34 protein-coding genes are annotated in these 26,205 nt (G+C 53.0%); all 34 read left to right on the top strand.

Annotated elements, in window-relative coordinates; translation table 11 throughout:
- The 34 genes from NM10_RS13985 to NM10_RS03080 all read left to right on the top strand — a co-directional run bounded on the left by NM10_RS13985 (position 1) and on the right by NM10_RS03080 (position 26,188).
- On the top strand, positions 1–171 hold the full coding sequence (locus NM10_RS13985; protein ID WP_192813540.1) for a hypothetical protein: 171 nt from the start codon (positions 1–3) through the stop codon (positions 169–171).
- 13 nt (positions 172–184) lie between these two features.
- Entirely contained in the window at positions 185–550 is a 366-nt protein-coding gene (locus NM10_RS03225) for a hypothetical protein (protein WP_020310175.1), read from the top strand.
- On the top strand, positions 547–1,113 hold the full coding sequence (locus tag NM10_RS03220; protein WP_020310174.1) for a hypothetical protein: 567 nt from the start codon (positions 547–549) through the stop codon (positions 1,111–1,113). Before NM10_RS03225 ends, NM10_RS03220 begins: the two co-directional genes overlap by 4 nt.
- On the top strand, positions 1,113–1,385 hold the full coding sequence (locus NM10_RS03215) for a hypothetical protein (RefSeq protein ID WP_020310173.1): 273 nt from the start codon (positions 1,113–1,115) through the stop codon (positions 1,383–1,385). The genes NM10_RS03220 and NM10_RS03215 overlap by 1 nt, the downstream gene beginning before the upstream one ends.
- Before the next feature lie 107 nt (positions 1,386–1,492).
- A complete protein-coding gene (locus tag NM10_RS03210; RefSeq protein ID WP_020310172.1) occupies positions 1,493–2,080 on the top strand; it encodes a hypothetical protein in 588 nt (195 codons plus the stop codon).
- The gene (locus NM10_RS03205) at positions 2,067–2,567 is read left to right on the top strand and encodes a hypothetical protein (RefSeq protein ID WP_020310171.1); all 501 of its coding nucleotides are present in this window, start codon (positions 2,067–2,069) and stop codon (positions 2,565–2,567) included. The genes NM10_RS03210 and NM10_RS03205 overlap by 14 nt, the downstream gene beginning before the upstream one ends.
- Entirely contained in the window at positions 2,560–2,838 is a 279-nt protein-coding gene (locus NM10_RS13755) for a hypothetical protein (RefSeq protein ID WP_147675852.1), read from the top strand. The genes NM10_RS03205 and NM10_RS13755 overlap by 8 nt, the downstream gene beginning before the upstream one ends.
- An 11-nt stretch (positions 2,839–2,849) precedes the next feature.
- The gene (locus NM10_RS13515) at positions 2,850–3,731 is read left to right on the top strand and encodes a hypothetical protein (protein WP_020310170.1); all 882 of its coding nucleotides are present in this window, start codon (positions 2,850–2,852) and stop codon (positions 3,729–3,731) included.
- Entirely contained in the window at positions 3,614–5,308 is a 1,695-nt protein-coding gene (locus NM10_RS13510; RefSeq protein ID WP_147675851.1) for a virulence-associated E family protein, read from the top strand. The genes NM10_RS13515 and NM10_RS13510 overlap by 118 nt, the downstream gene beginning before the upstream one ends.
- A 358-nt stretch (positions 5,309–5,666) precedes the next feature.
- Positions 5,667–5,966, top strand: a complete 300-nt coding sequence (locus NM10_RS03195; RefSeq protein WP_020310168.1) for a VRR-NUC domain-containing protein — start codon at positions 5,667–5,669, stop codon at positions 5,964–5,966.
- Positions 5,956–7,305, top strand: coding sequence for an SNF2-related protein (locus NM10_RS03190; RefSeq protein ID WP_071601823.1), 1,350 nt, complete (start codon positions 5,956–5,958; stop codon positions 7,303–7,305). Before NM10_RS03195 ends, NM10_RS03190 begins: the two co-directional genes overlap by 11 nt.
- Positions 7,302–7,541 (top strand): hypothetical protein, encoded by a 240-nt coding sequence (locus NM10_RS03185; RefSeq protein WP_020310166.1) that lies wholly within the window; start codon positions 7,302–7,304, stop codon positions 7,539–7,541. The genes NM10_RS03190 and NM10_RS03185 overlap by 4 nt, the downstream gene beginning before the upstream one ends.
- 71 nt (positions 7,542–7,612) lie before the next feature.
- A complete protein-coding gene (locus NM10_RS13980; protein ID WP_192813539.1) occupies positions 7,613–7,759 on the top strand; it encodes a hypothetical protein in 147 nt (48 codons plus the stop codon).
- A complete protein-coding gene (gene dcd, locus NM10_RS03180) occupies positions 7,759–8,316 on the top strand; it encodes a dCTP deaminase (RefSeq protein WP_020310165.1) in 558 nt (185 codons plus the stop codon). The genes NM10_RS13980 and dcd overlap by 1 nt, the downstream gene beginning before the upstream one ends.
- A 194-nt stretch (positions 8,317–8,510) precedes the next feature.
- The gene (locus NM10_RS03175) at positions 8,511–8,870 is read left to right on the top strand and encodes a hypothetical protein (RefSeq protein ID WP_239639577.1); all 360 of its coding nucleotides are present in this window, start codon (positions 8,511–8,513) and stop codon (positions 8,868–8,870) included.
- Complete coding sequence (locus NM10_RS03170) at positions 8,870–9,331, top strand: DUF1492 domain-containing protein (RefSeq protein ID WP_020310163.1); 462 nt, start codon at positions 8,870–8,872, stop codon at positions 9,329–9,331. Before NM10_RS03175 ends, NM10_RS03170 begins: the two co-directional genes overlap by 1 nt.
- A gap of 443 nt (positions 9,332–9,774) precedes the next feature.
- Positions 9,775–10,287 carry a hypothetical protein gene (locus NM10_RS03165; protein ID WP_020310162.1) on the top strand — a complete coding sequence of 171 codons (513 nt, stop codon included), beginning with the start codon at positions 9,775–9,777 and terminating at the stop codon, positions 10,285–10,287.
- The gene (locus tag NM10_RS03160; RefSeq protein ID WP_239639576.1) at positions 10,280–12,142 is read left to right on the top strand and encodes a phage terminase large subunit family protein; all 1,863 of its coding nucleotides are present in this window, start codon (positions 10,280–10,282) and stop codon (positions 12,140–12,142) included. The genes NM10_RS03165 and NM10_RS03160 overlap by 8 nt, the downstream gene beginning before the upstream one ends.
- Complete coding sequence (locus NM10_RS03155) at positions 12,139–12,378, top strand: hypothetical protein (RefSeq protein ID WP_020310160.1); 240 nt, start codon at positions 12,139–12,141, stop codon at positions 12,376–12,378. The genes NM10_RS03160 and NM10_RS03155 overlap by 4 nt, the downstream gene beginning before the upstream one ends.
- Positions 12,379–12,388: 10 nt before the next feature.
- Positions 12,389–14,065, top strand: a complete 1,677-nt coding sequence (locus NM10_RS03150) for a phage portal protein (RefSeq protein WP_020310159.1) — start codon at positions 12,389–12,391, stop codon at positions 14,063–14,065.
- On the top strand, positions 14,062–15,162 hold the full coding sequence (locus tag NM10_RS03145) for a head maturation protease, ClpP-related (protein ID WP_020310158.1): 1,101 nt from the start codon (positions 14,062–14,064) through the stop codon (positions 15,160–15,162). The genes NM10_RS03150 and NM10_RS03145 overlap by 4 nt, the downstream gene beginning before the upstream one ends.
- Positions 15,162–15,536 carry a head decoration protein gene (locus NM10_RS03140; protein WP_020310157.1) on the top strand — a complete coding sequence of 125 codons (375 nt, stop codon included), beginning with the start codon at positions 15,162–15,164 and terminating at the stop codon, positions 15,534–15,536. Before NM10_RS03145 ends, NM10_RS03140 begins: the two co-directional genes overlap by 1 nt.
- Before the next feature lie 13 nt (positions 15,537–15,549).
- Positions 15,550–16,605 carry a major capsid protein gene (locus NM10_RS03135; protein WP_020310156.1) on the top strand — a complete coding sequence of 352 codons (1,056 nt, stop codon included), beginning with the start codon at positions 15,550–15,552 and terminating at the stop codon, positions 16,603–16,605.
- Between the two features lie 53 nt (positions 16,606–16,658).
- The gene (locus NM10_RS03130; RefSeq protein ID WP_020310155.1) at positions 16,659–16,925 is read left to right on the top strand and encodes a hypothetical protein; all 267 of its coding nucleotides are present in this window, start codon (positions 16,659–16,661) and stop codon (positions 16,923–16,925) included.
- Positions 16,925–17,281, top strand: a complete 357-nt coding sequence (locus NM10_RS03125; protein ID WP_020723702.1) for a head-tail joining protein — start codon at positions 16,925–16,927, stop codon at positions 17,279–17,281. The genes NM10_RS03130 and NM10_RS03125 overlap by 1 nt, the downstream gene beginning before the upstream one ends.
- Positions 17,281–17,883: a hypothetical protein gene (locus NM10_RS03120; RefSeq protein WP_020310153.1), complete on the top strand. Its 603-nt coding sequence runs from the start codon at positions 17,281–17,283 to the stop codon at positions 17,881–17,883. The genes NM10_RS03125 and NM10_RS03120 overlap by 1 nt, the downstream gene beginning before the upstream one ends.
- 9 nt (positions 17,884–17,892) lie before the next feature.
- Complete coding sequence (locus NM10_RS03115; RefSeq protein ID WP_020310152.1) at positions 17,893–18,408, top strand: hypothetical protein; 516 nt, start codon at positions 17,893–17,895, stop codon at positions 18,406–18,408.
- An 11-nt stretch (positions 18,409–18,419) separates the two neighbouring features.
- Entirely contained in the window at positions 18,420–19,376 is a 957-nt protein-coding gene (locus NM10_RS03110) for a phage tail tube protein (protein ID WP_020310151.1), read from the top strand.
- A 14-nt stretch (positions 19,377–19,390) separates the two neighbouring features.
- Entirely contained in the window at positions 19,391–19,744 is a 354-nt protein-coding gene (locus NM10_RS03105; RefSeq protein ID WP_020310150.1) for a hypothetical protein, read from the top strand.
- 95 nt (positions 19,745–19,839) lie between these two features.
- Positions 19,840–20,094, top strand: a complete 255-nt coding sequence (locus NM10_RS03100; RefSeq protein ID WP_020310149.1) for a DUF1799 domain-containing protein — start codon at positions 19,840–19,842, stop codon at positions 20,092–20,094.
- A complete protein-coding gene (locus NM10_RS03095) occupies positions 20,081–24,799 on the top strand; it encodes a hypothetical protein (protein ID WP_020310148.1) in 4,719 nt (1,572 codons plus the stop codon). The genes NM10_RS03100 and NM10_RS03095 overlap by 14 nt, the downstream gene beginning before the upstream one ends.
- Positions 24,800–25,150 (top strand): hypothetical protein, encoded by a 351-nt coding sequence (locus tag NM10_RS03090; RefSeq protein ID WP_020310147.1) that lies wholly within the window; start codon positions 24,800–24,802, stop codon positions 25,148–25,150. It abuts the gene before it with no gap.
- Positions 25,151–25,250: 100 nt separating this feature from the next.
- Positions 25,251–25,781 (top strand): DUF1833 family protein, encoded by a 531-nt coding sequence (locus NM10_RS03085; protein WP_239639575.1) that lies wholly within the window; start codon positions 25,251–25,253, stop codon positions 25,779–25,781.
- Complete coding sequence (locus tag NM10_RS03080) at positions 25,778–26,188, top strand: C40 family peptidase (protein WP_020310145.1); 411 nt, start codon at positions 25,778–25,780, stop codon at positions 26,186–26,188. The genes NM10_RS03085 and NM10_RS03080 overlap by 4 nt, the downstream gene beginning before the upstream one ends.
- Positions 26,189–26,205 lie beyond the last annotated feature (17 nt).

The raw sequence follows: 26,205 nt of genomic DNA, 5'->3' as shown, positions 1-26,205 counted from the left end.
ATGGATATAAAAATGGTCGATAGGACCGACGAAGAGCTGCGCGAAATCTCGATGCAGCGAAAGAAGAACGGCAGCTATACCCAGCGGGAGCTGAAAGCCCAGCGGATTTTATGGAAGCGGACCGGATGCCCGTTTGTAAACTGCACCAGTATCTGGGAGCTGGATGACTAAGGAGCTGACGCGTATGGCAACCCATAAAAAGCAAATCTGCTTAGACTGCCAGAAAGAATTCGTACCGTACCGAAAAGACCAGCGGTTCTGCTCAAAGAAATGCAGCCGGCACTACTACAAGCATCACGAAACGACGCACAGAGCGCCGGAGCCGGGGGTTCCGGTTATCCGGGAATTCTACTGCCGCTGGTGCCACCATCTGGTGCAGGTTGCTGATCCTGCCGATAAGCGGACCGTGTTCTGCCGCCACAAGTGCGAAAAGTCATACTGGCGGCACGGCTACACGCTGAACGACCACGGCCGCGGCGGGAACAGAGGAATGTCCGGTGGCATGAGCCTGGGCGGCCTTATCCGACGAGAACGGAGGGACCTCGATTGAAGAAGAAAACCAAGACGGCGCAGTTAGAGGATAAAGTGCGAAATATCGCACAAAGTAAAAAGACGCTCGTCGAAAAGTACAACGCCTATCTACAGCTGAAAGACTCGCAGACGCTCTTAAAACGGCCGCCTAAGGATTTCAAGAGGGGTAAATGGCTGTTCCGGGCTTTATGCGAAAACGTTGTAGACCGTTACCTCGCAGCGCCGGCGGACGCCAAACCGAAGTTCCAGGGCGAATACATCCGTCAGTTGGACCGGGAATTACAGCTTTTCCGGGAACGCTACAACACGGTATTCGATACGCACATTTACGAATACGAGGTATATGAGTTCACCAGCAATTACCGAAGGGCCCGAATTATCAAGCGCTATAACGAATTGCATCCAGACCTTGCGGAAGCGGACGCCCTGCTTCGAAGCCTTACAATTCTACGAAAGACGGGCATCCGAAATGACGCCCTGGAAAAGCGATTCGACGAAGTTACGAACGGCGGTGACGCGATGATCATCGCGAACCTGCCATTCATGGAAGAAATCTATGAACGCTTTTATGGAGACGGCTGATGAAAGACGATGAACGAAACCAAGTAAAAAGCCTGATGTGGCATTTCCTCGAAATGGGAGGCCAGGAGGCGAACATCCCGGCACTGAAGGACGCCGTCATGAAGCTCTGCCAGGCGGTCAGGCAAAACACCGCAGGCCAGCGGGGCAAGAACGGCGACGTCAACTGGGACGAACTTTGGATTTACCAGATGACGGTCATCTGCGAAGCGACCGCCCTGGTATTATCCGGGAAACTTGATGAGCTGGAAGAAGGTGACACACATGATCGATAAGACGAAGGTGATGGCGTACCGCATCATCCTCGGCGGCTGCCTGCTCTGCTGGGCGGTCGTCGGGGCCATCATTGTCGTATTTACGCTTAAATAAGGAGATGAGCTACATGACAACAACCTATAAAGACTCAGAGCTGTACAAAGTTTGCTGTGATTTCTTGGTCTGCGACGGCCTGGCCTATTTCAAGGCGATGGAGGAGAACGACTCCTGCAAGCGGCTGCTGCACAGTCGGTACTTTGCCGAACAGAACATGGCAAAAAGCGTCTTGGCGACTCTGCCGGATTTGACGTTCAGCCAGGCGTGCGACATCGTCAATGCGCTGGATGATAAGATTCTCGACAGCCTGCTTCTCGATGTGTACTGCTACACGAATAAGAGCGGCGAAACATCCGTCACCTGGGCGAAGACCGGTAAAGACGCAAGAGGCTATCTGGACGCACTCACCGGCGGTGATAAAGAGGTTCCGTACCACATGGAACAGATTCCTTGGGCGGACCGAATGTCACTGTACGGCGCAGACAGTGCGCTTTTCAAGGATGCGGCACTCAAGCACGGCTGGAAATATGGCTGCTACTTCTGCGGTGAAATGCAGACGATGGCCGGCGAACCACATATCTTAGACGACGGAACGATTATCTGCAAAGAATGCTACGACAAGCGATACAAAGGAGCTGATGGTGATGAAATTCGATGAAGTAAAGATTGGAATGCTGGTATGCATGAATGACGTGGCTTTTGCCGACGATTTCAGTTCAGGCTACGGCATCGTGACGCGTATCTACGACGACAAGATTAAAGTGGTCTCTGTAAACCCTGTCGTCGAATCATGGACCGGCCCGACGCACCACATCGTCAGCGTCGACGACATCCACCACGTCGACTTCTCGCCGGAACACGTTTCCGGCTGCTACGCACTCAGGGACCTTATCCCGTATGATCCAGAAGTTGGCAGTGCGTTTACGCCGAAGCCTGGCCAGCGCTATTACGCGGTTACGCCAAAAGGCGCTGTAATGGAACGGATGTACACCGACGTTAGTCTTGGCGACCTGCTCAACGTAAAGCTTGGAAACGCGTTTCTGACAAGAGCCGCGGCGACGAAAAACGTGAACACGATGGTAGAAAAGCTCGCGGCGCTCACGGCCCTGGCCGAAACATTGAAACTGGGTGATGACGATGACTAGTCTGCCGCTTAATGACGATCTGGAAATGATGCTTCTTTGTGCGGTCCGCTACGCTATCGGCAGGAGGACCTATATCACCGGCGTTGTCACAAGTTACCTGGCGCCACTGTGTGAAAAGCTCTCGACAAGGACGCTGCTTCTCATGAAAACCGACATCGAAGATGCGGCGAAAACGCCTGGCGGTCTTGGCATGGACGTCGATGAACGTTACTGGACGCGCTTTTTAAACGATATCCGGTTTGAGCTGTCTGAACGAAATGTCGATACGTAAGGAGTTTATCTATGACAGATACTTTAGTTTATTCACGAAAACTCCGCATCGCAACCGGCAGTAAGCGCACGACGAAAGTTTGGCAGAACCGGGAATCGGAGTGGCGCGACATCGTCAAGAGTCTCCAGCGCGTAAGCTACACCGGCGAAACCGTCGCGCAGTACCACGATATGGGAAAGCGCGAAAAAGACGAAAGGAAAGACGTCGGCGGCTTCGTCGGCGGCTACCTGGAGGACGGCCGCAGGCTCACGCAGAAGGTCAAGCTCCGCAGTATGTTGACGCTTGACGCCGACAGTCCGTCGGCCTCGTTTAAGGATGATCTGACGCGTGTCCTCGGGGAAAACGCCTATGCACTGTACTCGACGCACTCATACACGAAGGAAAAGCCGCGGTACCGCGTCGTCGTACCGCTATCAGAAGACGTTGAGCCGGATGCCTACCAGGCCGTCGCGCGGAAAGTTGCGGACGATATCGGGATGCATCACTTCGACCCGACGACCTTCGACACGGCACGGCTGTTTTACTGGCCTTCAGCGCCCACAGGAGGCGATTTCGAGTGTGCGGTGAATGATAAGCCGCTCCTCGAACCAAAACGCGTCCTGGCGGCGTATGTGGATTGGAGGGACTGTACGTCCTGGCCAACCAGTGCCAACGAAACGGCTATCCGGAAGACGGATTTTAAGAAGCTCGGAGAACCGACAGAAAAGCCGGGCCTCATCGGGCTTTTTGCCGGGTGTACACCATCCAGGGAGCCATCGAGAGATATCTCTCTGACGTGTATGAACCGACGGACGACCCCGACCGCTACACCTACGCGGCCGGGACGACGACGGGCGGTCTTGTCATCTACGACGATAAGTTCGCATACAGCCATCACGGCACGGACCCGGTGAGCGGCCTGGACGTCAACGCGTTCGACCTCGTCCGCATCCACCTATTTGGCCTTGAGGACGAAGAGGCGAAAGCAGACACGCCGGTCAATAAGCTGCCGTCCTTCAAGAGCATGACCGAGCTTGCCAAAAACGATGAAAAAGTCCGTCAGGAATGGGACGACGCCGACACGAAAGCGCTCCAGGAATCCTGGGATGACAGCGCGATCACGCCAGAAGGGACGCCGGTAGAAGTCGATAAGTCATGGCTGGCAGAACTCACGCGCGCGAAAAAAGGCGGTTTTGAATCGTCTCCTGAAAACGTGCTGACCATCCTCGGCCACGACATCAACATCAAAGGTCTTCCGGCCTACGACGAATTCAGTCACCGTGTCGTTTCACGCGGCGCACTTCCCTGGCGAAAGGATGCGAAGGATACGATTTGGACGGATGCGGATGACGCGTGCCTGCGGAACTATTTGTTCCGCTATTACAGCATCTCCGGAAAGCAGATGATTGACGATGCGCTCACGGAAACGGTCGTGCACAACGCCTTTCATCCTGTCCGCGATTACCTTGAAAGCCTCGTGTGGGACGGGACGCCGCGCGTCAGAACGCTCTTTACGGACTATCTCGGGGCGGCAAACACGACATACGAACAGGAAGTGACGTGCACATCACTCAAAGCGGCTGTCGCCCGCATCCTGCATCCTGGCATCAAGTTCGATAACTGCACGGTCCTTTACGGCCGGCAGGGCATCGGCAAGTCGACGCTTTTGGCTAAGCTTGGCGGCAGGTGGTTCAACGACTCCATCGCATCGATCCAAAATAAAGACTCCCTGGAACAGCTGCAAGGCTCCTGGCTCATCGAGCTTCAGGAGATGCAGGCCACAAACCGCGCGGGAAACGACCAAATCAAGTCCTTCCTGTCGAAGAGCAGTGATAAATTCCGTGTCGCTTACGGACGACGCACTGAGGAGTACAAGAGGCAGTGCGTGTTCTTTGCAACGACGAACGAAGACATCTGCCTGAAAGACCGCACCGGGGGTCGTCGCTTTTGGATCATCGACTGCACCGGCACGGCTGCCAAATCCGTTTTTGACATCGATGGTTATACACGGGACCAGATTTGGGCGGAGGCCATGGCACTGTATCAGCAGGATGCCAGCTTACGGTTATCGCCGGAATCCGAAGCCAAGGCCCGCGAAATCCAGGAGGCGAAAACAGAAGGATCAGAGCTTGTGGGCATCATCAAGAGCTACCTGAACACACCGGTACCGGCAAACTGGAACAAGATGACCATTGCTGAACGCCATTACTTCGTCGAAAACGGCGAAACCGACGGCGAAGAAGAGACGCAGGAACGGTTCCTAATTGTAAAAACCTGTGCATTGGCCATCTGGTGCGAATGCCTGGGCGGCAACCGGTTGAACTTCAACAACGCGAAAGCGCGGGAAATCAACACGATACTGGCCAACCTTGATGGTTGGGAACGTTATAAAGGTAACAAAAGAGGTGTATTAAAATTCAAAGCTTATGGTGCACAGCGGGCGTACGTACGCATCAAAAAAGACGATAATAAGGCGCCCCAAAAAAGGTAGGCAATTGCCTACCAAAAACCAAAAATGGGAAAAAAACGTATGAAAAATACTCTCATTACTGATTATAAAAAAGGTAGGCAATTATTGGAAAAGGTAGGCAGTTTTTTATGAATTGCCTACCGCCACCATCCGCTTACCTAAGCCATTTATCCCCTAAAGGTAGGTAAGGTAGGCAATTTTTTATTTAATTAATTAGAAAAGGGGAATTAGGCTTATAAGGCCGATTTTAGTAAAATCTTCTTTGAGAATGGTATGAGAAAGTAAAAGCCTAAATGCCATTTTATAAAATGTAAGGGAAAAATTGCCTACTTTGCCTACCAAGGTCTTGGTTCGTAATACGAGGAGTGTGTTTTTTTGAATGGACATTTTAGAAAAAGAGGTCGAAAAGTACCTCGTACAGTATGCACATAAAAATAACATTTTAACGTATAAATTGGTAAGTCCTGGAAATTCCGGGGTGCCGGACCGTATTTTTGTGAATCGCGACGGCACGGTCCGCTTCGTTGAAGTAAAAGCGCCTGGAAAGAAACCGCGGCCGCTTCAGCAGAGCGTGTTTGCAAAGCTTGCAAACCATAATCAGCCGGTCCTTATCATCGACACAAAAGGGGACGCACAGCTTTTCATCGACCAATTCCGGGGTGGCGACGATGCGGTTTAAGCCACACGCGTATCAGCGTAAAGCGATTGAAACGGCACTGGCAACGCCTCGCTGTGGTTTGTTCCTGCCGATGGGCCTTGGTAAGACTGCGGTAACACTAAGCGTCATAAGTAACTTAATCTATGACCGCCTGGAAGTCTCGAAGGTGCTGATCATCGCGCCAAAGAAGGTCGCAGAGTCTACCTGGCAGGACGAAATCGAGAAGTGGGATGACTTTAAAAGCCTGACCTACTCAACGGTCCTGGGCAGTAAGACGCAGCGCGTTAAAGCGCTTCTCCGGAACGTTGATATCTACATCACGAATCGCGAGAACACGGTTTGGCTGATGGAGTTCTTTAATTATCGGCCGCCGTTTGACTTACTCGTCATCGACGAATCGTCGAGCTTTAAGAACTCCCAGGCCAAACGCTTCCGGGCTCTCCGGAAGTGCCGCAGCTGTTTCGACCGGATGATTCTCCTGACTGGGACGCCGTCGCCGAATAACCTGATGGACCTCTGGGCGCAGCTGTATCTCCTCGATGGCGGCGAGCGCCTGGGCCGGACGTTAACGGCATACCGGCATAACTATTTTCGGCCGGATAAAACGAACGGCCTTATCGTCTATAGCTACAAAATCCTTGGCCCGAACGCCGAACAAGAGATCTATCGGCGCATCAGTGACATCTGTATGTCGCTTAAGGGTTCCGTCAACGTGCCGAAGATCATCAACCCGATTCGCATCCCGCTGTCGCCGGCGGAAATGGCACTCTATAAGAAATTTTCGAAAGAGCAGGTTTTAAAGATGGGCGATGAAGAAATTACCGCGCCGAACGCGGCAGCACTCTCGAATAAGCTCTTGCAGCTTTCCGGCGGTGCTATCTACGATGACGATGGCAACACCATCGTCATTCATGACGCAAAGATCCAGCGGCTCCTTGAAATCATCGAGGACAACGCCGGGCATCCGGTCCTGGTCTTTTACCAGTATAAGCATGAACTGGCAAGACTCAAGAAAGCTATCAAGGGCGCAAGAGAGCTAAAGACCTCAGACGACCTTCGGGCCTGGAACCGCGGCGAAATCCCCGTACTGCTGGCGCATCCTGCCAGTGCCGGCTATGGCCTGAACCTCCAGCAGGGCGGTCATATCATCGTCTGGTACAGCCTCACCTGGAGTCTTGAACAGTATCTCCAGGCCAACGCCCGTCTTTGCCGACAGGGCCAGACGGAGACCGTCGTCATCCATCAGCTGATTGCTAAAGGGACCGTCGATGAGGCCGTCGCCCAAGCGCTGAAACGTAAGGAAGCTGGCCAGCAGGCCATGCTGCTTGCGATTCGTAAGACTGTGGAGGAATTACAATGAAACGACATAAAGAACTACTGCCGGAACGGCCCTGCCGCGTAAAGCTGAGTCCGTCCGGCAATCTTATCAAACGCCGCGCCAGTCGCTGTGATGCAGGAAAAGCCCGCGGTGCACGCTTTGAAAAAGAGCACACTGATTATCACCGCGTCGAACTTGATGACGCTATCCGTGAAGCGCGGCGTCTCCGTATCGACTACGGCATCTATATGGCAAAAAAGAAAGCCGGACTTATCTAAGGAGGAGACCCATAACAAAACCAAAGGACTTTCCGGGCTACTACACGCCGGGCGTCGTAAAGACACACAAGATGACAGAAGAAGAAAAGAAGGAATTCGAAGAAGCCCGGAAGCGGCGCCGCAACCGCTTCCCGTGGCGGCAGTCGAAGAAAGCAAAGTCCGACGCGGACTCGTTTACTATTGGCTGTATCTATCAACAAAGAAAGAGGGATGACTAATGTTACTGAGCGGCAACCGCATCAAGCGGGAAATGGCAAAGGGCAGTATCGTAATTACGCCTTTTGAGGACAGGCATATCAATCCGAACAGCGTGAACCTCACGCTGCATAACGAGCTGGTAGTCTACGACGACCAAGTACTGGACATGGCCACAAAAGAACCATCACATAAGGTTGTCATTCCGAAAGAAGGCTATTTGCTTCGGCCAGACAAATTGTATCTTGGCCGTACGAACGAATACACGGAAACGCATGGCTTCGTTCCGATGATTGAAGGCAGGTCTTCCGTCGGTCGCCTCGGCATGATCATCCACGTCACAGCAGGCTTTGGTGACGTCGGCTTTTGTGGCTACTGGACTCTGGAGATCTTTGTGGTGCAGCCGCTGGTGATTTATCCGGACGTCGAGGTTTGCCAAATCTACTATCACGACATCGACCCGGGCGCCGATGAATATCATTCGAGTAAGTACCAGCACAACCACGGCGTCCAGGTAAGCCAGTTGTGGACGGAGTTACAGGATCGTAAGCTGTGGACAGAATTAAAAGACCGTAAGTAGAAAAGGAGCTGATTGATTTGAGCCTTGCAAGAAAGATGAAGCGCGCGGCCAGGGCGCCGCGTATCCCACTAAGCCATGAACCCAGCAGCGGCTACATGTTACAGTCAAGAAGTGCAATAATTGCACCACATCGGCCGACGCTTCATGATAAAGAGCTGATTAACAGAACGTTAGCCAGGTCCGTCGATTACTGGATGACCTGTACGCTGATGGCGCTTCATGATGAATTCGGCTTCGGCGTCGTTCGTCTCCAGCGCGCTTACGATAAGATCTGCGGCATCGCATCGTGCATGCAGGCCGGCACCATCACGCTGACGGACCTCACGCATTTCGTCGGCTGCAACTTCGACGAAGACCGCTACGAAAAGCTTTTCGGGAAAGACAGTAAGATTCCGATTCCGCAAGCCGAAGAACAACTGAAACAACATCTTCCCGTGTCGCTTCCCGAAGGGATGCGTAAAAAGCTTATCGACGCTGCGAACAATCATAATTTGACGTTGAATCAGTACATCTTGAAAGTCCTCAAAGAAGGACTCGCGAAGGAGGGTAAGTAATGGGGGATGCAGAAGCGTATTTAAACAGCGTTCGTGAGCTGAATGTATTGCTGAAGATGAAAGAGCTAGAACGCTCACGTCTTGAAGCAGACATTTGTTCACTGTCTGCAATTGACTACAGTAAGAGTAAGGTATCCGGCGGAGAGCCGGCGGACCTTTCGAATAAGATTGCCAGGCTTGATAAGCTGATCCGCGATGTCGACGCTGACTGGGACCGGCTCATTGACCGGAGAGAAGAAGCAAAGACAATGCTGCTTTTGATGGACGACGAGAAACAGCGGCAGCTACTGACACTGTACTACGTCCGTGACGCCGGCATCGATGACATTGCGGCGGCGATGTGTCTCAGCAGGTCCCAGCTTTTTCGCGAAAAAGATAAAGCGGTCAGAGCTTTTGAGCCGTGCTATGTCAAATATCGAAAAGACAAGGCCCAAAAGTTGGGACTCAATGCGACCAAATGAGAGTCAATGCGACCGAACGAGACTGCGACTAAGTGATATAATATAAACTGTAAGAACTAAGGGAATCAGGTACGCAGGAAACATGGAAAACTCGTCAAGTTTACACCTCCTTATTCTTAGAAAAGTATAACCGCATAAGGGAAAGCCACCAGCCAAGACAGCTCATCCGCCGCTAGTGGCTTTTCTCATGCCGGGATAGCAAGAATAGCGTGTACGCTAGTACGAGACACGAGAGAATTTTAGTAAAACATAAATTATTTGAGAGTTTAAAATTATTAGAAATTAAAAGTTTATTTCATAATAATTTTAGGTTCTTCTGTGAAACAAGCACCGCGCAGGGGTCGGCGCCACCCCGATGATTTTTTAGTTAAAAACTTTTTTGGACATTTGCTTTTCAATAATGGACATTCGTTCAATATGTCCACTACAGGAGGTGGTGGCGGGTGAATGTAACGAAGTGCTGGCGGGATTTGATTATCTCGCAGCGGGAGTTCGCGAAAATCCTGGGGCTGACGCCGCAGCGCGTCTCCCAGCTGGTCCGTGATCAGGAGCTGGTCTGCAACGACGAAGGTAAAATCATGCTCGTGCAGAGCCTGATGTTCTGGCACCGGCAATCGGCGGGGAACGTGGACGGTGGCAAAGGCGTCTCCTACGACGACGAAAAAGCCCTCCACGAAAAAGCGAAACGTGAGATTGCTGAATTGAAGTTAGGGGAGCTCAAAAATGAACTGCATAAAACCTCAGACATCACGTATCTCGTCGGCAACATGGTTGTTGTGTTTCGCCGAACGCTTTTGGCACTGCCTTCCAAAATGGCAACCTCCCTTGCCGGCAAAACGCCGGAAGACATCAATGAGATGTTGACAAAAGAAATCAACCGAGCGTTAAAGGACCTCTCCGAATTCGACGCGGCTAAACTTGAGGATATCGACAGCGGGGATGATGACGATGGTTAAACCAGTCATTCCGCCGAAGACGATACACCTCATGCAGAATATTCTCGCCGAAGTCGCCCCGCCGCCGCTGATGACGGTATCCCAGTGGGCTGACGAATTCCGTCAGATTCCGGCAGAATATGGCGCAGATCCAGGCAAATGGGTATCGAAAAACTACCAGATCCCCATCATGGACGCCTTCACGGCGAAAGGCGTCACGAAAGTCGTGGCGATGCTGGGTGCGCAGCTCGGGAAGTCTGAAATCCTCTTCAACCTCCTCGGCCGCTTCATCCATTTGGACCCCTGTCCGATGTTGATGGTCCAGCCGACTGTTGAAGACTCAAAGGACTTTTCGAAGGAACGTCTTACGCCGACGGTCGCGATGACGCCGGTCCTGGCCGACCGCATCCACGAACAAAAGTCTCGGAATGGCGACAATACCATCCTGAAAAAGCTCTTTCCAGGCGGGTATTTGTCACTTGTCGGCTCTAACGCCCCATCAGGCCTTGCGAAGCGCTCGATTCGTGTCCTAGTTTGCGATGAAGTGGACCGTTTTGCACCGTCAGCTGGCACAGAGGGCGACCCAGTCAACCTGGCTGAAAAGCGTACGTCAAACTTCTGGAACCGCATTATCGGCCTGTTTTCGACGCCAACCGACGTCACCAGCCGCATCATGCGCGAGTATATGCTGGGAAGTCAGGAAGAATGGCGCTATCAGTGTCCAAACTGCGGTGAGTGGCACTGGGTAACTATCTCTGACATGAAATTTGAGTACGATGAGTACGAAAAAGACGGTCAGAAGAGTTACGAAGTCCACGATGTGTGGTGGATTTGCCCTGACTGCGGCTTCAAATACAACGAAGCGCAGGTCAAATCGTTCAAGCAAGGGTACATTTGTTTAAATCCAGGCGTTAAAACGGTTCGATCCTTCCATGTGAACGCCTTTACGTCGCCTTGGGTGCATTGGAACGACATCGTCCGCGAGTATCTCGAAGCCAAAGACGACGAAGAGTCGATGAAAACCTTCGTGAACACGCGTTTGGCGGAAATCTACAATCCCGACAGCGGCATCAAAGACATGGAACCGCTCCTGGCACGGCGTGAAACCTATAAAGCCGAGCTCCCGGACGGTGTTTTGCTCCTTACGGCTGCCGTCGATACGCAGGATGACCGTCTGGAATACGAAATAGCCGGATGGGGACGTGGAGAAGAGCGCTGGGGCATCGAAAAAGGCATCTTGCTTGGCGTTCCGGATGCCAACTCGAACGTCTGGGCCGATTTGGACCGGCTTCTTGCAAGAGAATGGACGTTCGCCGACGGCAGGACGCTTAAAGTGGCCCGGACCTTCATCGATAGCGGCGGTCACTACACCGAAGAAGTTTATCGATACTGTCAGGACCGTCAGTATTTGCAGCGTTTCGCCATTCGAGGCGCTCACGAATTCGGGGTGCCGCTTCTCTATAAGCCGGCAAAGGCTACGAACTTCCCAGGCCTCCTGCTGACGCTCCTCGGCGTCAACGATGGCAAGGAGTATATCCTCCAACGGCTGAAAAACGTCACCGCTGCGGGACCGCAGTACATGCATTTTCCGGATGACGACGAACGAGGCTATGACAGGCGCTATTTCCGTGGTCTTTTAGCTGAAAAGCTAGTCCTAGAAAAGAGTCGCGGCCGCGTCGTCAAAAAGTGGAAGAACGTCGCGCCGGACGGCCGTAATGAACCGATTGACCTTCAGGTCTACAACCTGGCTTGTATGCGCTCGATTCGGCCCGATTGGAATGCCTATGAAGAAGCAATTAACGGGGTACCCGTTGCGGCGCCCCATAAAGTAACACGAAAACAGTATGGCTGTATTCGGAAAGGAGTGGTCGTATGAGCGACACGGTACAGCAGGCCCGCCTGCGGTCGCTCCTGGAAGCGGAAAAGAAAGTACTCACCGCCCAGGAGTGGCAGAACGGGACGATTAAGAACCGTCGGGCTGACTATCAGCAGATCCGCAAGTCGATTGACGAGCTGAGGGCATCCGGTGTGACGCTCCCGGAAGAAACGGCTGCGGGAACCGCAGGTAACGTGGCCGGCTCCCGAACGAAACGGTTCGTCCTACTAGATTGAGAGGTGTGAAATGGGAAAGAAGAAACGTAAGCACAGCAAAATGGCGCGGATGCCGACGGAAAAGAAACTAAATATCACGCGGCAGGCCGTACGCAATTCCGGATACTCGGAAGCCGGTGCCTCTTTCCGCAAAGGCAGCCTCGCCGCCTGGAGTCCTCGTAAATCATCGCCGCAGAGCGATATCGACGCAAATCTTGGCGTTCTACGGGGCCGCTCGTCGGACCTAGCTCTCGGCACTCCGGTTGCGTCGGCGGCCATTAACACCTCCCGCACCAACATCGTCGGTGCCGGCCTTAAGGTGGCACCCAGGCCAAACTATCGACTTCTCGGCCTCAGCGCCGAGCAGGCGGAAGAATGGAGCCGTAACGTAAAAGCCGAGTTTGACCTGTGGGCCTCCAGTACAGAGTGTGATATCTTCGGCCGTAATAATTTTTACGACATGCAGGATATCGCCTATATGGATTATGCCATAGATGGCGATGCCTTCGCACTGTTCAAGTATCGGCCCTCTGGGCCGCTGATGCCATATTCCCTTCGCATCCAGCTGGTAGAAGCAGCCAGGGTGAGCAACCCGTGGGCAATTAGTACCGACGGTATTACGCTTCCCGGCTCTATCGTGATGCATAACAATGATAACGGGAACCGCATCATCAACGGTGTCGAAATCGATGATGACGGCAAGGTCGTTGCCTACTACGTGTCGAACCGTTACAATTACGACCCGGCCAACATGTATAAGTTGCAGACCTGGGCGCGCGTCGAAGCACGCGGCAAACTGTCGGGGATGCCCAATATCCTTCAGATTTGCCACGATGAGCGTGCTGAACAGTATCGCGGTGTACCGAAACTTGCCCCGGTCATCGAAACGATTAAGCAGACCGGGCGCTACACGAATGCCGAATTGACAGCGGCCATCATCAAGGCCTACTTCACCATGTTTATCAAGGAAACGGCGGACCACGAGTCGAGCGACGTTCCGATTTCGGATTTGATGAACGGTACGAATAAGCACCTGCCGGCGCTGGACCCAAACAGTATCGCCATTGGTCCAGGGACGGTCAATATGCTGCCGCAGGGCTATGACGTCGCCGCTGTGGATCCACAACGGTCGCTGTCGACCTTCGAGCCCTTCGTGAAAGAGCTGACGAAGCAAATCGGCGCGTCCCTGGGCATTCCGTACGAAGTCTTAATGAAGAGCTTCAATTCCAGCTACACCGCAAGCCGTGCCGCACTGCTCCAGGCTTGGAGCGAGTTCAAGATGCGGCGGACGTGGTTCTCCCGCGATTTTTGCCAGCCTGTCTATGAGGCATGGCTGACGGAAGCGATTGTCCGCGGCCGCGTTCAGGCGCCGGGCTTTTTCAGCGATCCCGTTAAGCGCGCCGCGTGGTGTAATTCGGAATGGTTCGGCCCGGTCATGGGTGTCCTCGACCCGGTCAAAGAAGCGCAGAGCGCACAGCTTCGTATCCTCTTTGGACTCAGCACCCGTGAAAAAGAAGCGGCTGAAATGACGGGGACCAGCTGGGATGAAAATATTGAGCGTCTGGCGATTGAAAACAGCCGCTTGTCGGCGCACAAACTGCCGACGTATCCGTCGATTAATGGCAACGGACAGACGGCAGCGGATACAGGTCCCGCCGCACCGAATACAGGGCCGGCGAATCCGGCAGAAGGAGGAAATGAACAGTGAAATTCTGGAATTTTGCGTCGAGCGAAACCGAGCCGGATAACGTAGCGCTCCGCATCAGCGGCGACATCGTCGACGATGAACAGGCCTGGCTGTATGAATGGCTCGACCTGCCGTGTGCGTCGCCGAATGCGTTCCGCCAGGAGTTGGCTGACTATGAGGGTAAGAACCTGACGGTCACCATCGACAGCTACGGCGGCAGCGTTTATGCCGGTACCGGCATCTATAACGCGCTGATGGAACACCGCGCGAACGGTGGTCACGTCACAACCGTCGGCGATACGAAAGTCATGAGTGCTGCAACCGTTATTTTTATGGCCGGCGAGGAACGCAAGCTGGCTCCGGGATGCGTTTTTATGGTCCATAATCCGCTTACCGGCGTTAGTGGCTATGCCTCGGACCTGCGGCACACCGCCGACGTTCTTGACGAAATCAAAAACTCTATTTTGAACGCTTATGAACTCAGTACCGGTAAAGACCGTAAAGAGCTGTCGGACCTGATGGACGCAGAAACGTACATGAGCGTACAGACGGCCATCGATAAAGGTTTTGCGACGGGTATGCTCTATACCGACGTACAAAACAGCGCACCGCACTGCGTTGACTTCAATCATCAGCGCTTTGTGAACTTTGCGGTAAACGACGTAAGTGAAATGAAACGTATTTTAGTAAAATACAACAAAGGAGATACGAAAATGGACGATAAGAAAGTAACAGTCGCCGATTTGGAAGCGAATCACGGCGATCAGGTAGCAGAAATCCGTAACGCAGCCATCGCTGGCGAACGTGCTCGCATGAGCGCCCTCGATGCCCTGGACGACGGCTCTGAACAGGTGCATAAAATCGTAATGCACGCCAAAGAAGTTGGCCAGACGGCGGAAGACATTCAGTTCTTCGTCGATACGGCGAAAGAAGCAATCCCCGCTAAGGATCCTGTTAATGCCGGCCAGCAGTTTATGCAGAATCTCATTGACGACAACGTCAACAGCGGCGTCAATGATGTAAAAAGCGGCGCGGTCACCGATAACGGCGCCCAGGACGAGGCAGAACGCAAAGCGTTTCTTGACAAGCTTAATGCTCAGGTAGGAGGTAGAAAATAATGGCTGAATTGGTACAGAACGTAAGCTCGCAGAATTTTGACGGCCTTATCGGCGGCACCTATCCTCATCTTCTGACGGCAGGTGTAACCATTGTTGCCGGTGCTGGTGCTCTTAAGCGCGGTACAGTCCTCGGCAAAGTATCGGCCAGCGGCAAATACACCACGGCAGACAGCTCTAAGACAGACGGTTCGCAGACCGGCTGTGCTATTTTGATTAATGACGTCGACGCTTCCGGCGAAGATGACGTCGTCACCGAAGCTTATGTCGCCGGTATGTTCAACGCCGACAAACTTATCTTTGGCAGCTCCGATACTCGCGCAAAACAGGAAGACAACCTTGTCCTCCACAACATTTACCTTACTGCAAATCACTAGGAGGTTATAGAAAATGGCACTCGACTACACCAATACCTTTGAGCTTCTCCAGGCTATTGACCGTATGTATCGCCCGACTACGCTTTTTCGCGATACGTTCTTTGGCAGTGAACAGACATTTGCCAGCGAATCCGTCTTGATGGATTACCGGAAAGGCTCTCGTAAGATGGCTCCGTTCGTATCTCGTAATGGCGGCGCCGCTAATGTCGCTCGTGACGGCTTTATTACGAAACAGTACACTCCGCCGATGATGGCGCCGGCCCGTGTCACCACGATTGGCGATATCGAAAAACGCGGTTTTGGCGAATCCGTCATCTCGTCCCGTACTCCGGCAGACCGTGAACAGGAACTGGCCGCACGCGATATTTCCGAATTGATGGATATGAACGTACGTCGTATCGAATGGATGGCCGTGCAGACCATGCTGAACGCGGGCTTTACCGTTTCCGGCACGACTGCCGACGGCGCTACCAGCATCATCGACAACGTTTCTTTTGGCGAATTCACGCACAAAAAGACGCTGTCCGGTACCGATATGTGGAGCAACACGGCCGCAGATATTTACGGCTGCCTGAAAGACATGTATGAAACCGTAGCAACCGACAGCGGCTATGCGCCTTCTGTCCTTATCACGACGTCTAAGACTATCAGCTACATGCTGAAAAACGAAGATCTCCTGAAATACCTGCTTCGTCCGTCTGATCAGCTGAAAGTCGCAACGTTTGCACCGCGCATCGAAAGCGAAGCGGTCACGAACGTCGGCGCTTTTCTCGATATGAATGGCCTCCAGGTATACGCATATGACGGCGTGTATGAAGATGAATCCGGTAAACTCCAGAAGTACATTCCGGATGGTTACGTTATCATGGCCCGTAAAAACATCGGTTCTCAGCTCTTTGGTGCTGTTACACAGCTCGAAACGGACGGGGCTTTCCACACCTATGAAGGCGCTTATGTACCGAAGGTCTGGGACGACGTCAACAGCGACACGAAGAAAATCCGTCTCGCTACTCGCTGCGTCGTGAAACCGGACTGCGTCGACGACTGGTACACGCTGAAAGCATACTAAGTACAGTGAGGGTGTCGTGAATCGCGATGCCATTTCCTTTTTGGGAGGACATTATGGATTTACTCGTTAAAAAATTTACACTTCGCTATAACGGCACGGATTACGGTCCAGGCACACTCGTCAAAGGCGTATCGGCTGCGGAAGGCGAAGAAATTCTTCGCGTAGCAGACGGCGACGTTGTCCGCCTTGACACGGTAGCAGACGGCGACGTTGTCCGCCTTGACACGGAAGTGGAAGCAGGCGGTGCAAAACATGCTACCGCTGCGAAAAAGGGCCTGCCTCCGGTCGACCCGAAAGCGACGGTCGGCCGTCGTAAGTAATGAGCCTTGAAGATTGGATGAAGGACGATATCGGTGATTTATTCGATGATGTCAGTGAAGCGGCCGTGTATAAGACGCAAGGCAGGCAGCTGAATATACAGGTTATCGCTGAAATCGGTACGAACGATACATCCCGTAACGCGCATGACAAAAGCCGCAGTTACGGCGATGCGTCCTTTACCGTCCTTGACGATGCGGAAAAAGGCGTCACGGATCCGCACGCGGGTGATGAAATCGTATATCACGGTACAACGTATACGTTTATGAGCATCGAGCAGCATAATCCTGGCGCTGTCTGGCGTCTGCGGTTCCTGATGCACGAATCGGCAATTGACTACGGAAATATGTGGGGGTGATGACCTTGGATATCCGGATTGAATATGACGATATGGCGACGCCGTTTTTGAAATATGTTGCCGAGAATCATCCGAAATGGGTGTCTTCGGCGCTGAAATCTGCGGCATATCAGTCCCAGAAAGCCATTAAAGAGGGTATCCGGTCTCAGGCTCCTGGCGGCCAGGCTTACGCTAAGCACGTGCTGGACGATTGGCATTATGCTAAGCTGGAACGCGCTCTAAACGGCTCAAATAAGAGCAGTTATCCTATTATGGGTAAACTGCGGCAGGCGGTCGGATACGATAAGAGCCAGGCTGACGCTGGCGTTGTTACGGTTGGCTGGCTCAGTCAGTCCGCTGCGCGCTTAGGCGGTAAGCAGCAAGAAGGGTATGAGACGCCGATGACGGAACGGATGCGAAAAGCGTTTTTCGCTGCCGGGATGCACCCGTCAAAGAATAAGCTGATGCTGGACACAAGGTCTCGTCAGACTATGGCACCGATGGTGCCGCGCGTCCATGAAATCGCATCGGCAACGATGCAGCAGAAAATCCTGTCGTACCTTAACGGTAACGGCGCTCGTTCGGCCGCATCCTCCGGCCGAGTTTATCGTGTCTTTAAATAGGAGGCTGTCATGGAATACACATTGCCTTTGCAGACGATAACCGACGCCTGGATGAAGGCCCTGAAAGACAGCGACAGCATCCAGCAGTACTGCAAAGATCATTACGGTAAGGCACCGGTCCTCATCAACGGCGGTAATCCTCGGGAAGCTCCAGACGGAGATTATTGCCCGTATATCGTCGTCATGAACGGCTCGAAAATCGAAGGAGCAGACCAGAGTACACTGTCCTATACAATAGGTGTCGGCTGGGTCGTGAAGAACAACAACCTCACTGTTGATGGTAAAGTCGTGCAGAACGCTTACTATCCGGACGCTAAAGAAATCCAGCTGACAGGGGCTGTCGAGTGCGACGAATTAGGCCAGCTCATCTATGAAACCTTGCAGACATTTGCGTCCGACAGAGACTGGCCGATTTCCCGTGTCGATTATGACGTTACACCATCCGCCACCTATCCTCAGTTTATGGGGACGATGGTTTGTATCACTGAAATTACGCCCTCGATGGGTGAAACATTAACTTATTAGGAGGTTACAAAATGGCAAAACAGGCTAAAGGGATGAAGTCCGTAACGAACCTCATCTTTGAAACAACGTATGGTACGATGCCGTCTACAGGTACCTGGTACCGTCAGCCGATTAATAAAAACGCACTGACTAGCAAGCAGAACCTCATCACCACAAATACGATTACTGGCCGCCGCGATATGACGGAGCCGGGCATCGGTGAAATGGATGCATCTGGTCAGCTGGAGCTGCCGCTTGACGTCCGTAACATCGGCAACATCTTAAAAGGCCTCTTCGGCGCTCCGACAACAACGGCTGGCACGAAAGAAGGTACGTATCAGCACGTCTTTAAGGTCGGCGATGAAATCCCGTCGCTTACCGTCGAAAAAGGTTTTCCGGATATTGGCCTTTTCTTCCAGTACGTCGGTACGAAATTCAATAAATTCTCGCTGACGGCCCAGGTCGGCAACAACGAAACGACTTATACGGTAGATACGATGGCCAGCAATGAAGTGGAAGCCACGAAAACGGCCGCATCCGCACCTACAACGCTGAACTTGACGCGCTTTAATAACGTCAATGCCTCCGTCAAAGAGGGCGGTACTGCGCTTGCTACCTGCCGTAAAATGCAGTTGGATATCAACAACAACTTGGACGGCGACACGTACTGCCTCAACGGTTCCAGTATCCGTCCGTCCATCAATGAAGGTCAGTGCGAAATCACAGGGAATATCGAAACGCTTTTTGAAGATGATGCACAGCTGAAAAAAGCGATGGCCAGCACGGAAACCTCCCTGGAACTTGCTTTTACTCGTGATGATTTCAGTCTGACGTTCACAATCCCGGAAGTCATTCTCGAACGTGCTACACCGAGCATCAGCGGTCCGAAAGGTATTACGCAGACGCTTAACTATCGCGGTTATTATGCGGATGACAAGGGAAACAGCATCATCACGGTCACACTTATCAACGATGTGGCTTCGTACTAAGGAGACTGATGTAGATGGCAGATAAGAAAGTAATGACCAAAGAAGAAATCCAGAAGGAAGCGCAGGCTCGCCATGACCGCATCGTAGCGGACATCATGAAGATGGTCAAAGAAGGCAAGCTTCCGGAAATCCGCTGCCTGACGCGAAAACAGCGCCGGGAATTGGATAAACAGAAATTGAACTATTTGAAAACGGTCTTTCAGACGAAGGAAACCGCTATCGGGATGCAGGAAAAATGCTATGACTGGATCCTCGACAACGTGTATCCGGACTTTGACTTCGATGAACTTCCGAATAACATCTGCTTTTTCTTCGGGGAAGCGGTTTATAACGCAACGTATTCGGATGAATTCAGCGAAAAAAACTGATTGACGTCTGGGACTGGGCAGTCAATAAAGCTGAGTACTGCCAGACGTGTAAAGATCTGAAGAAAGACGACGACTGCGAGTCGTGCGACTATCGGATGCCCGAGCTGTCGCCTCTCAACGTCGTCGCTTATACGTTATGGGCTCATGTCTACACACAGTGGCGCTACGGCAGCGTAGGCGGCATGGGCGGCAGTGTACCGATGCCGATGGGCCTCGATTACAGTGCTGTGAAAGTGGCGGCAGATATGCTTGATATCGACCCATCGCCAGGAGATTTTGTGAAGATCCAGAAGCTGGAACGCTTTGAGTTAAACCGCATGAGGGAGATGATGAGAAATGGCGAACACTGATGTACAAATCAGAATTGTAGGGAAAGACGACGCTACGACCGCGTTTCAAAACGTCGCCCGTGAAGCGGAAACAACCCGGAAACAGGTAGAAGCGTTCGGCAACAGCATGTTGTCGATGCAAAGTGTTATCCGGAATACCGCCGCGTATGCGTCGGCCATCGCCGGCGTTAACGGTATCGCTGACGCGATGCACTCCGCTGTCGACTCGGCCGTCGAGTTTTACACGACGATGCAGACCGGGGCTATCAGCATGTCGGGTACCCTGATGTCCATGGCTCAGATTAACGGGAAAAACATCGAGTGGAATCAGGCGCTCACGATGTCTCGTGCCCTCATGCAGGAATTGTCGGACCAGGCCTTAGTCACAGGGGCCAGCACGAAGGAAATCAGTGAAGTCTTCCGTGCGATGCTCCCGTCGGCGTTAAACGCCAACATGACTATCGAGCAGACGCTAAAATTGGCCGGCGCTTTGACGACAGCCGGTAAAGCTATGGGTATCAGCGGAGATAACCTCTCGCGCGATATCCGTGACGTCATCAACGGTAAGAACGTTGAGCGTACTATCTTAGGCCAGCAGTTAGGTCTTACTAGCGAAGACATCAATCAAGCTAAGTCTTCTGCTGACGGACTTTTTAATTTCCTGAATGAACGTCTTCGCGGCGAAATTGAAGCGAACGGCCACTATCTTGATACACTGGAAGGCCGCTGGAATCACTTTAAAGAAGCCATTTCCCGTATCACTGGCACCGCGCTGACGCCGGCGCTCGAAAGCGCCACGCAGGAACTGAGCACTATCGCCGATAAGCTTGTCCGCGTCGATGTCGGTAAAGGGGAAGTCGTCGGTATCAATGGCGACGCCATTGAAGCGCTTCAGAACGCCACGATTGTCGTGGAACACTTCGGCAGCGGTATCGTTGAGGTCGGTCGTGACATCTCGACTATTCTTTCGCCGGCACTGTCTGCGGCGGTGTCACTCATTGAAGTCGCGGCGCAGCATACGGCAGCACTTACGGAAACGCTTTTGACGCTCTGGGTCGGGCGCAAGCTTAGCTACTACATTACCGATTTCCGGAATGCGATTACCGGCGCTGCAACCGCCCAGACGACTCTCGGCAGAGCGGCCGAAGCGGCCCGGACGCAGATCGTTGCTGAAAACGAAGCTATCGAAGCACAGACGGCGGCACAGCGCAGAGCGGCTCTCTCGAAAGCGCAGAGCAGTATGTCTGCTCTGGCCAGCGCGTCGGCAGGTGTGTCGAATAACGCGGAAACTGCCGCTATCGCTCGTCAGGTAGAGCTTGAGGCTGCCCTCGGCAACCAGATTCGTCAGAATATCGCGCTGGAAGCAGAACGCGCCTCTGCGATGACGATTGCCCGGACATCGTTTGAAGGTGCCCTGGCCGCGATGCAGGCCGGTGAAATGGACCTCGCCGCACAAATCCTTGAAACGACGACTGCCCTCGAAGGTCAGGGTTCCGCTGCCGAAATTATGGCCGCGAGAGCTAACGCCGCCATCGACCTCGTGCGAGCCGGGGAAGCGGACCTTGCCGAACAAATTGTCTCGACAACGCTTGCCAATGAACTCCAGGGTGAAACGAGCCTTACCGCTGGCACCCAGGGCGTCGAAGGCGCAGCTATGGCCAGTGAAGCGCAGACTGCATTGAGAGCCCGTACGGTAGAAACCAACGTCGCAACAGCAGCCACTGGTGCCGCCGCCGCGGCCAGCGGTGAAAAAGTCGTCCGTATGGGCGCCGTTGCAGGCTCCGCTATTAAGAACCTGACAAGCCTTGCCTGGGGCCTTGTTGGCGGCTGGCTCGGCGTTGCCGCCGCTATCGGGATGGCCTTATACAAGCTGTATGAGTACGCCAGTGCAGAACGTGACTGGGAAGAAAACCACAGCTATTGGTATAAGGGTGCTACCTGGGTTGTTGACCGCAACGGTAAAGTCACGCGCCGCGACTCCGGTGCCCCGACCGTTATGGACTGGACCGGTGTCGGCGCCGATTGGGGCGAAGAAGACCCGAACGATGTTGAAGAAGTCCGCAAGATGAATGAAGAGCACCAGAAGGAGCTCGAACAGCAGCAGCGGGAAGAAGAAGAAGCCAAGATGGCCGCCGACATGGAAAAACAGCAGCAGATCATGGCCAATCTCCAGAAGAAGCGGCCGGACCTCTTCGCTGGTGTTACCGGGAAATACGCAGGTGGCGGTGAAGGTGGTGTCGGAGGCGGTGGTGGTTCTGCAGCCAGCGGAGCGACGAAGGCGACGCAGGATGCGGCGAAAGCTCAGCGTGAGGCCGCCCAGGCGGCGCGTGACCAGGCGAACGCCAATAAGGAATACGCGCAGATCATCCAGGAAAACTCCCGGAAGATTGCCCAGGCCAACGAGCGCGTCGAAAACATCATCTCGAACCTGAACGAAAAGATGCTCGAAATGACGGGTACTCAGGCCGAAGTCGAGTTTGAAAAGCTTCACCGTGAAATTCAGCAGACGAATAAAGAACTCGCATCCTCTATCGTCACGCTGAAAACCTTTACGCCAAAAGCAGGGGCTGCCACGACGACGGACGGTACCTTTAGCATCGAAAAGAACTGGAAAGAACAACTTCTTTCCGGTGATGATGCGATTACGACGCTGACAGCACAAAAGCTCCACCTGCTTGCAGAAAAGTATTATGAACTGACCGGTGAACAGCCGACGGTCACTAGTATGCACCGCTACGGCAACGGTAATTCGTGGCACGACAGCGGCCAAGCTTTTGACCTTTCGGATGACAATCTTGAAAATAATCCGGACTTGCGCCACCAACTCGAAGCGTACGGCCGTCAAATCGGCTTGGTACCGCTCGACGAATATGAAACGCAATACGGGCCGAACGGCGAGTATTACGGCTCCTATAACGTCCATTTCAGCGACCACGGGGGCGCAATTCCCGGCGGCTTTGCGCCGCAGCAGACGGCACAGCCGGCCGCGCCGGTACAGCCAACTATCACACAGGATTCGGTTACTATCCCACAGACCGATGTCATTCAAACCATCGAAGAAGTCGCGCAGGAAATGAATTTTCCGTACCTGAAACTTCTTCTCGCTCTTGGTACCTATGAGTCCGGCGACCAACATAACGTCGCCACCATCGGTTCGAACAACTATAATCCGTCGTCTGGTGCCGCTGGTCCTTTCCAGATTATCCCGGGCCAGGATTATCTCGGGGAAGACGGCGAACGTCACGCAATCCCCGATGACTATGCCAGCAGTGTTCGGCAGAACACCATCGCCGCGATTGACATGTTCATGGGTAAACTCCGTGAAAATAATGGTGATATTTGGGCTACCGTTAAGCACTACGGCGAAGGCACAGATGAATATGTAGCCGGCGTACGTGCGATTTATGATTCCATCGGCGGCGACGGAACAAACCTTGCACCGACGTCGACGGCATCGGTCGGCAGTACGATTTATAAGTCGCCGTTCCTGCCGGATGCTTACAAAAAGCTCAGCGAGTACCAAAAACTGAAAATCGCGAAAATCCGTAAGGATGAAGCGGACAGATACGCGAAAGTCCAGTGGGAAATGGGCATTACCGCCGATGAAGCGGGAATTGCCGATGATGGGGATGACCGCGCCTGGGCAATTAAGCGGAAGTATTTAAAGAGCTATGACGAACTGTCCGATAAGGAAACGGATATCTATAAGCAGACCGGCTCCCGGTCGCTCGCTAGTCAGTACACGTCGGTCATGATGCAGAAGGCAAAGCTCGAAGAACTGGCCAGCTTGCGGGATTTGATGAAGACGGAACACGACGAACGTCTGACGCACTACAAGGGCCTTGAGTACTTGCAGGACGAATTTACCGTCAACATCAATAAAGATCAGCAGGCAGAGCTTGAAAGCTTTGTCGAGTACCAGCAAAAGCAGCTCCAGGAAGCAAAGCTTACCAACGAGCAGCGCATTAAGCTGGAACAGGAGCTGGCCAACAACATCAAAGAGCTGCGTGACCTAGAAGCGAAAACTGATTGGGGCGGCGGTCTCGTCAAGCTCGGTCAGAGCATGAAGGAGTACACGCAGGATATCGGCTCGGCCATGGCCAGTGGCTGGAGCTCGATTACGGATACTATCGAAGGTACGTTCGATAATATGTTGACGAAAAACGAATCTTTCGCGGAACGGATGCGCGACATGTACGTCTCGGTGGCCAACACCATCTTGAACACGATGATGAAGATCATCATGCAGGGCCTCATCATGAACACGGTCATGAAAGCCTTCGGCTTTGGTACCGGTGCGATGTCGACGGACCTCATTAGCGGCACCACAGGCAGTCTTCTTGGCTCGCTGAACGTCGGCGGCACCGGCCTTGCCAGCGCTTATTCGTATCATCACTCGCTTACGGGCTTTGCCAGCGGCGGCGTCGTTTCGCCGGGGTACTTTATTGCTGGCGAAGAGGGCAAGGAGCTCGTCGAAATGAGCGGCAATGGTTACGTTCATAACGCCCGCGAAACGGCGGAAATTCTCGGCAATAATAATGAGTCGACCGGCAGCGGCATCGAAAACGTCGAAGTCCGTATCGTCAATCAGTCCGGCCAGCCGGTGAAGTCGACGCAGGCAAACGCGCAGATTGACGGCAAAAAGCTCATCGTCACGACGATGCTGGAAGCCGTCGCCACGGACTATATGGGAAGTCGTACGATGCTGAAAGGAGCGCTGGGATAAATGGCAGATACGCTTACCTGGCCAAGCATTACAGCACCGGCTTACGGTACGACGGAGGACGTAGAGGATACGTCCCTCCGCTCTACCTTTGAAGACGGTACGACGCAGGCCAGACGGAAATTTACGAAGTCACGGAAAACGTGGGTGCTAAAGTGGGATAGTCTTCCTTACAAAGAGTACAACACGCTGATGGACTTTTTGCAGAATAAGACCTATTTTTCGGCGAAACCTTTTATTTTCAAATCCCCGATTGATGAGAAGACGTATACCTGCCGCTTCGTTGAAAAAGAGGCGTTTGAAACGGTTGCCGTGAACATGATGAGCGGCAGTGTAACGATTCGGGAAGATTAGGGGTGATAGGATGCTGTCATTATCGGCGATTGCAAAGTCAGAAAAGAATAAGCTCGACACAGATGGCGTTTTTGTCCTTCTCTTAGAGCTGAACCTTCCAATGAAGGATGTAGATCCTATCCGGGTGTGCCGGAACACTGAGGATATCAGCTGGAACGGCCACACCTGGCAGGCGTTTCCTTTTGAACTTGGGAAAGTCTCTGAGGATAAGAGCGGAAGCATCCCGTCATTTGAAATCCGTATCGACAACACCAGCCAGGCGCTGACATACTATGTCGAAGCGTCAAACGGGGCCAATAACGGGGAAGTCGTCTTTTACATCGTCAACACGAAGGCCCTGACGGAAACGACAGCGGAAGTCGAAGAGCATTACCGCATCACGAAGCTCACGGTAACGGAACATTGGGTAACGGCAACGGTCGGCACGTCCTACAATCCGCATTCCCGCCGTCCGGAAGGGAAGTACGTCAAGAACAGCTGCCGCTACAAAGAGTTCGCAGGGCCTGAGTGCGGCTACACCGGTACCGCGTATACATCATGCAACCGGACACTCTCAGACTGCCGCGCTCGCGGATGCAGTAAGCGCTTCGGCGGTTTCCCGGGTGTTGACCAGGGAGGTATTTACGTATGATTGACTACGAAGACCTTATCGGCATCCCTTTCATTAACCACGGCCGCGACCGTAATGTCGGTTTTGACTGTTACGGCCTTGTCATGGAAGTGTATCGGCGCTTTGGCATCGAACTTCCGGAGTTTACGGCCGACTGGGATGACGAAGATAAGATAAACCGTATCGTGCAGCGGGAAGCCGGTTCTTCTGCCTGGAGACGGGTAACAGCGCCGCTTCCGGTCCCGTGCTTAGTGGCGCTACGCATGGGTACGCCTCCCGGCATTGTGAATCATACGGGCGTGTACCTTGGAAACGGCAAATTCATCCACACACGGGCCAAAATAGGCGTCTGTATCAGCCGCATCGACTCACCTGCCTGGCGTGGCGTTATTGAAGGCTTTTATGAGTACGTAGGGGGCAAGAAATGATTACCGTCGTTTTCGTA

The sequence above is a fragment of the Megasphaera sp. NM10 genome (assembly GCF_000417505.1).
In the GTDB taxonomy this organism is placed as follows: domain Bacteria; phylum Bacillota; class Negativicutes; order Veillonellales; family Megasphaeraceae; genus Megasphaera; species Megasphaera intestinihominis.
This window is presented reverse-complemented; position numbering and strand designations above follow the sequence as displayed.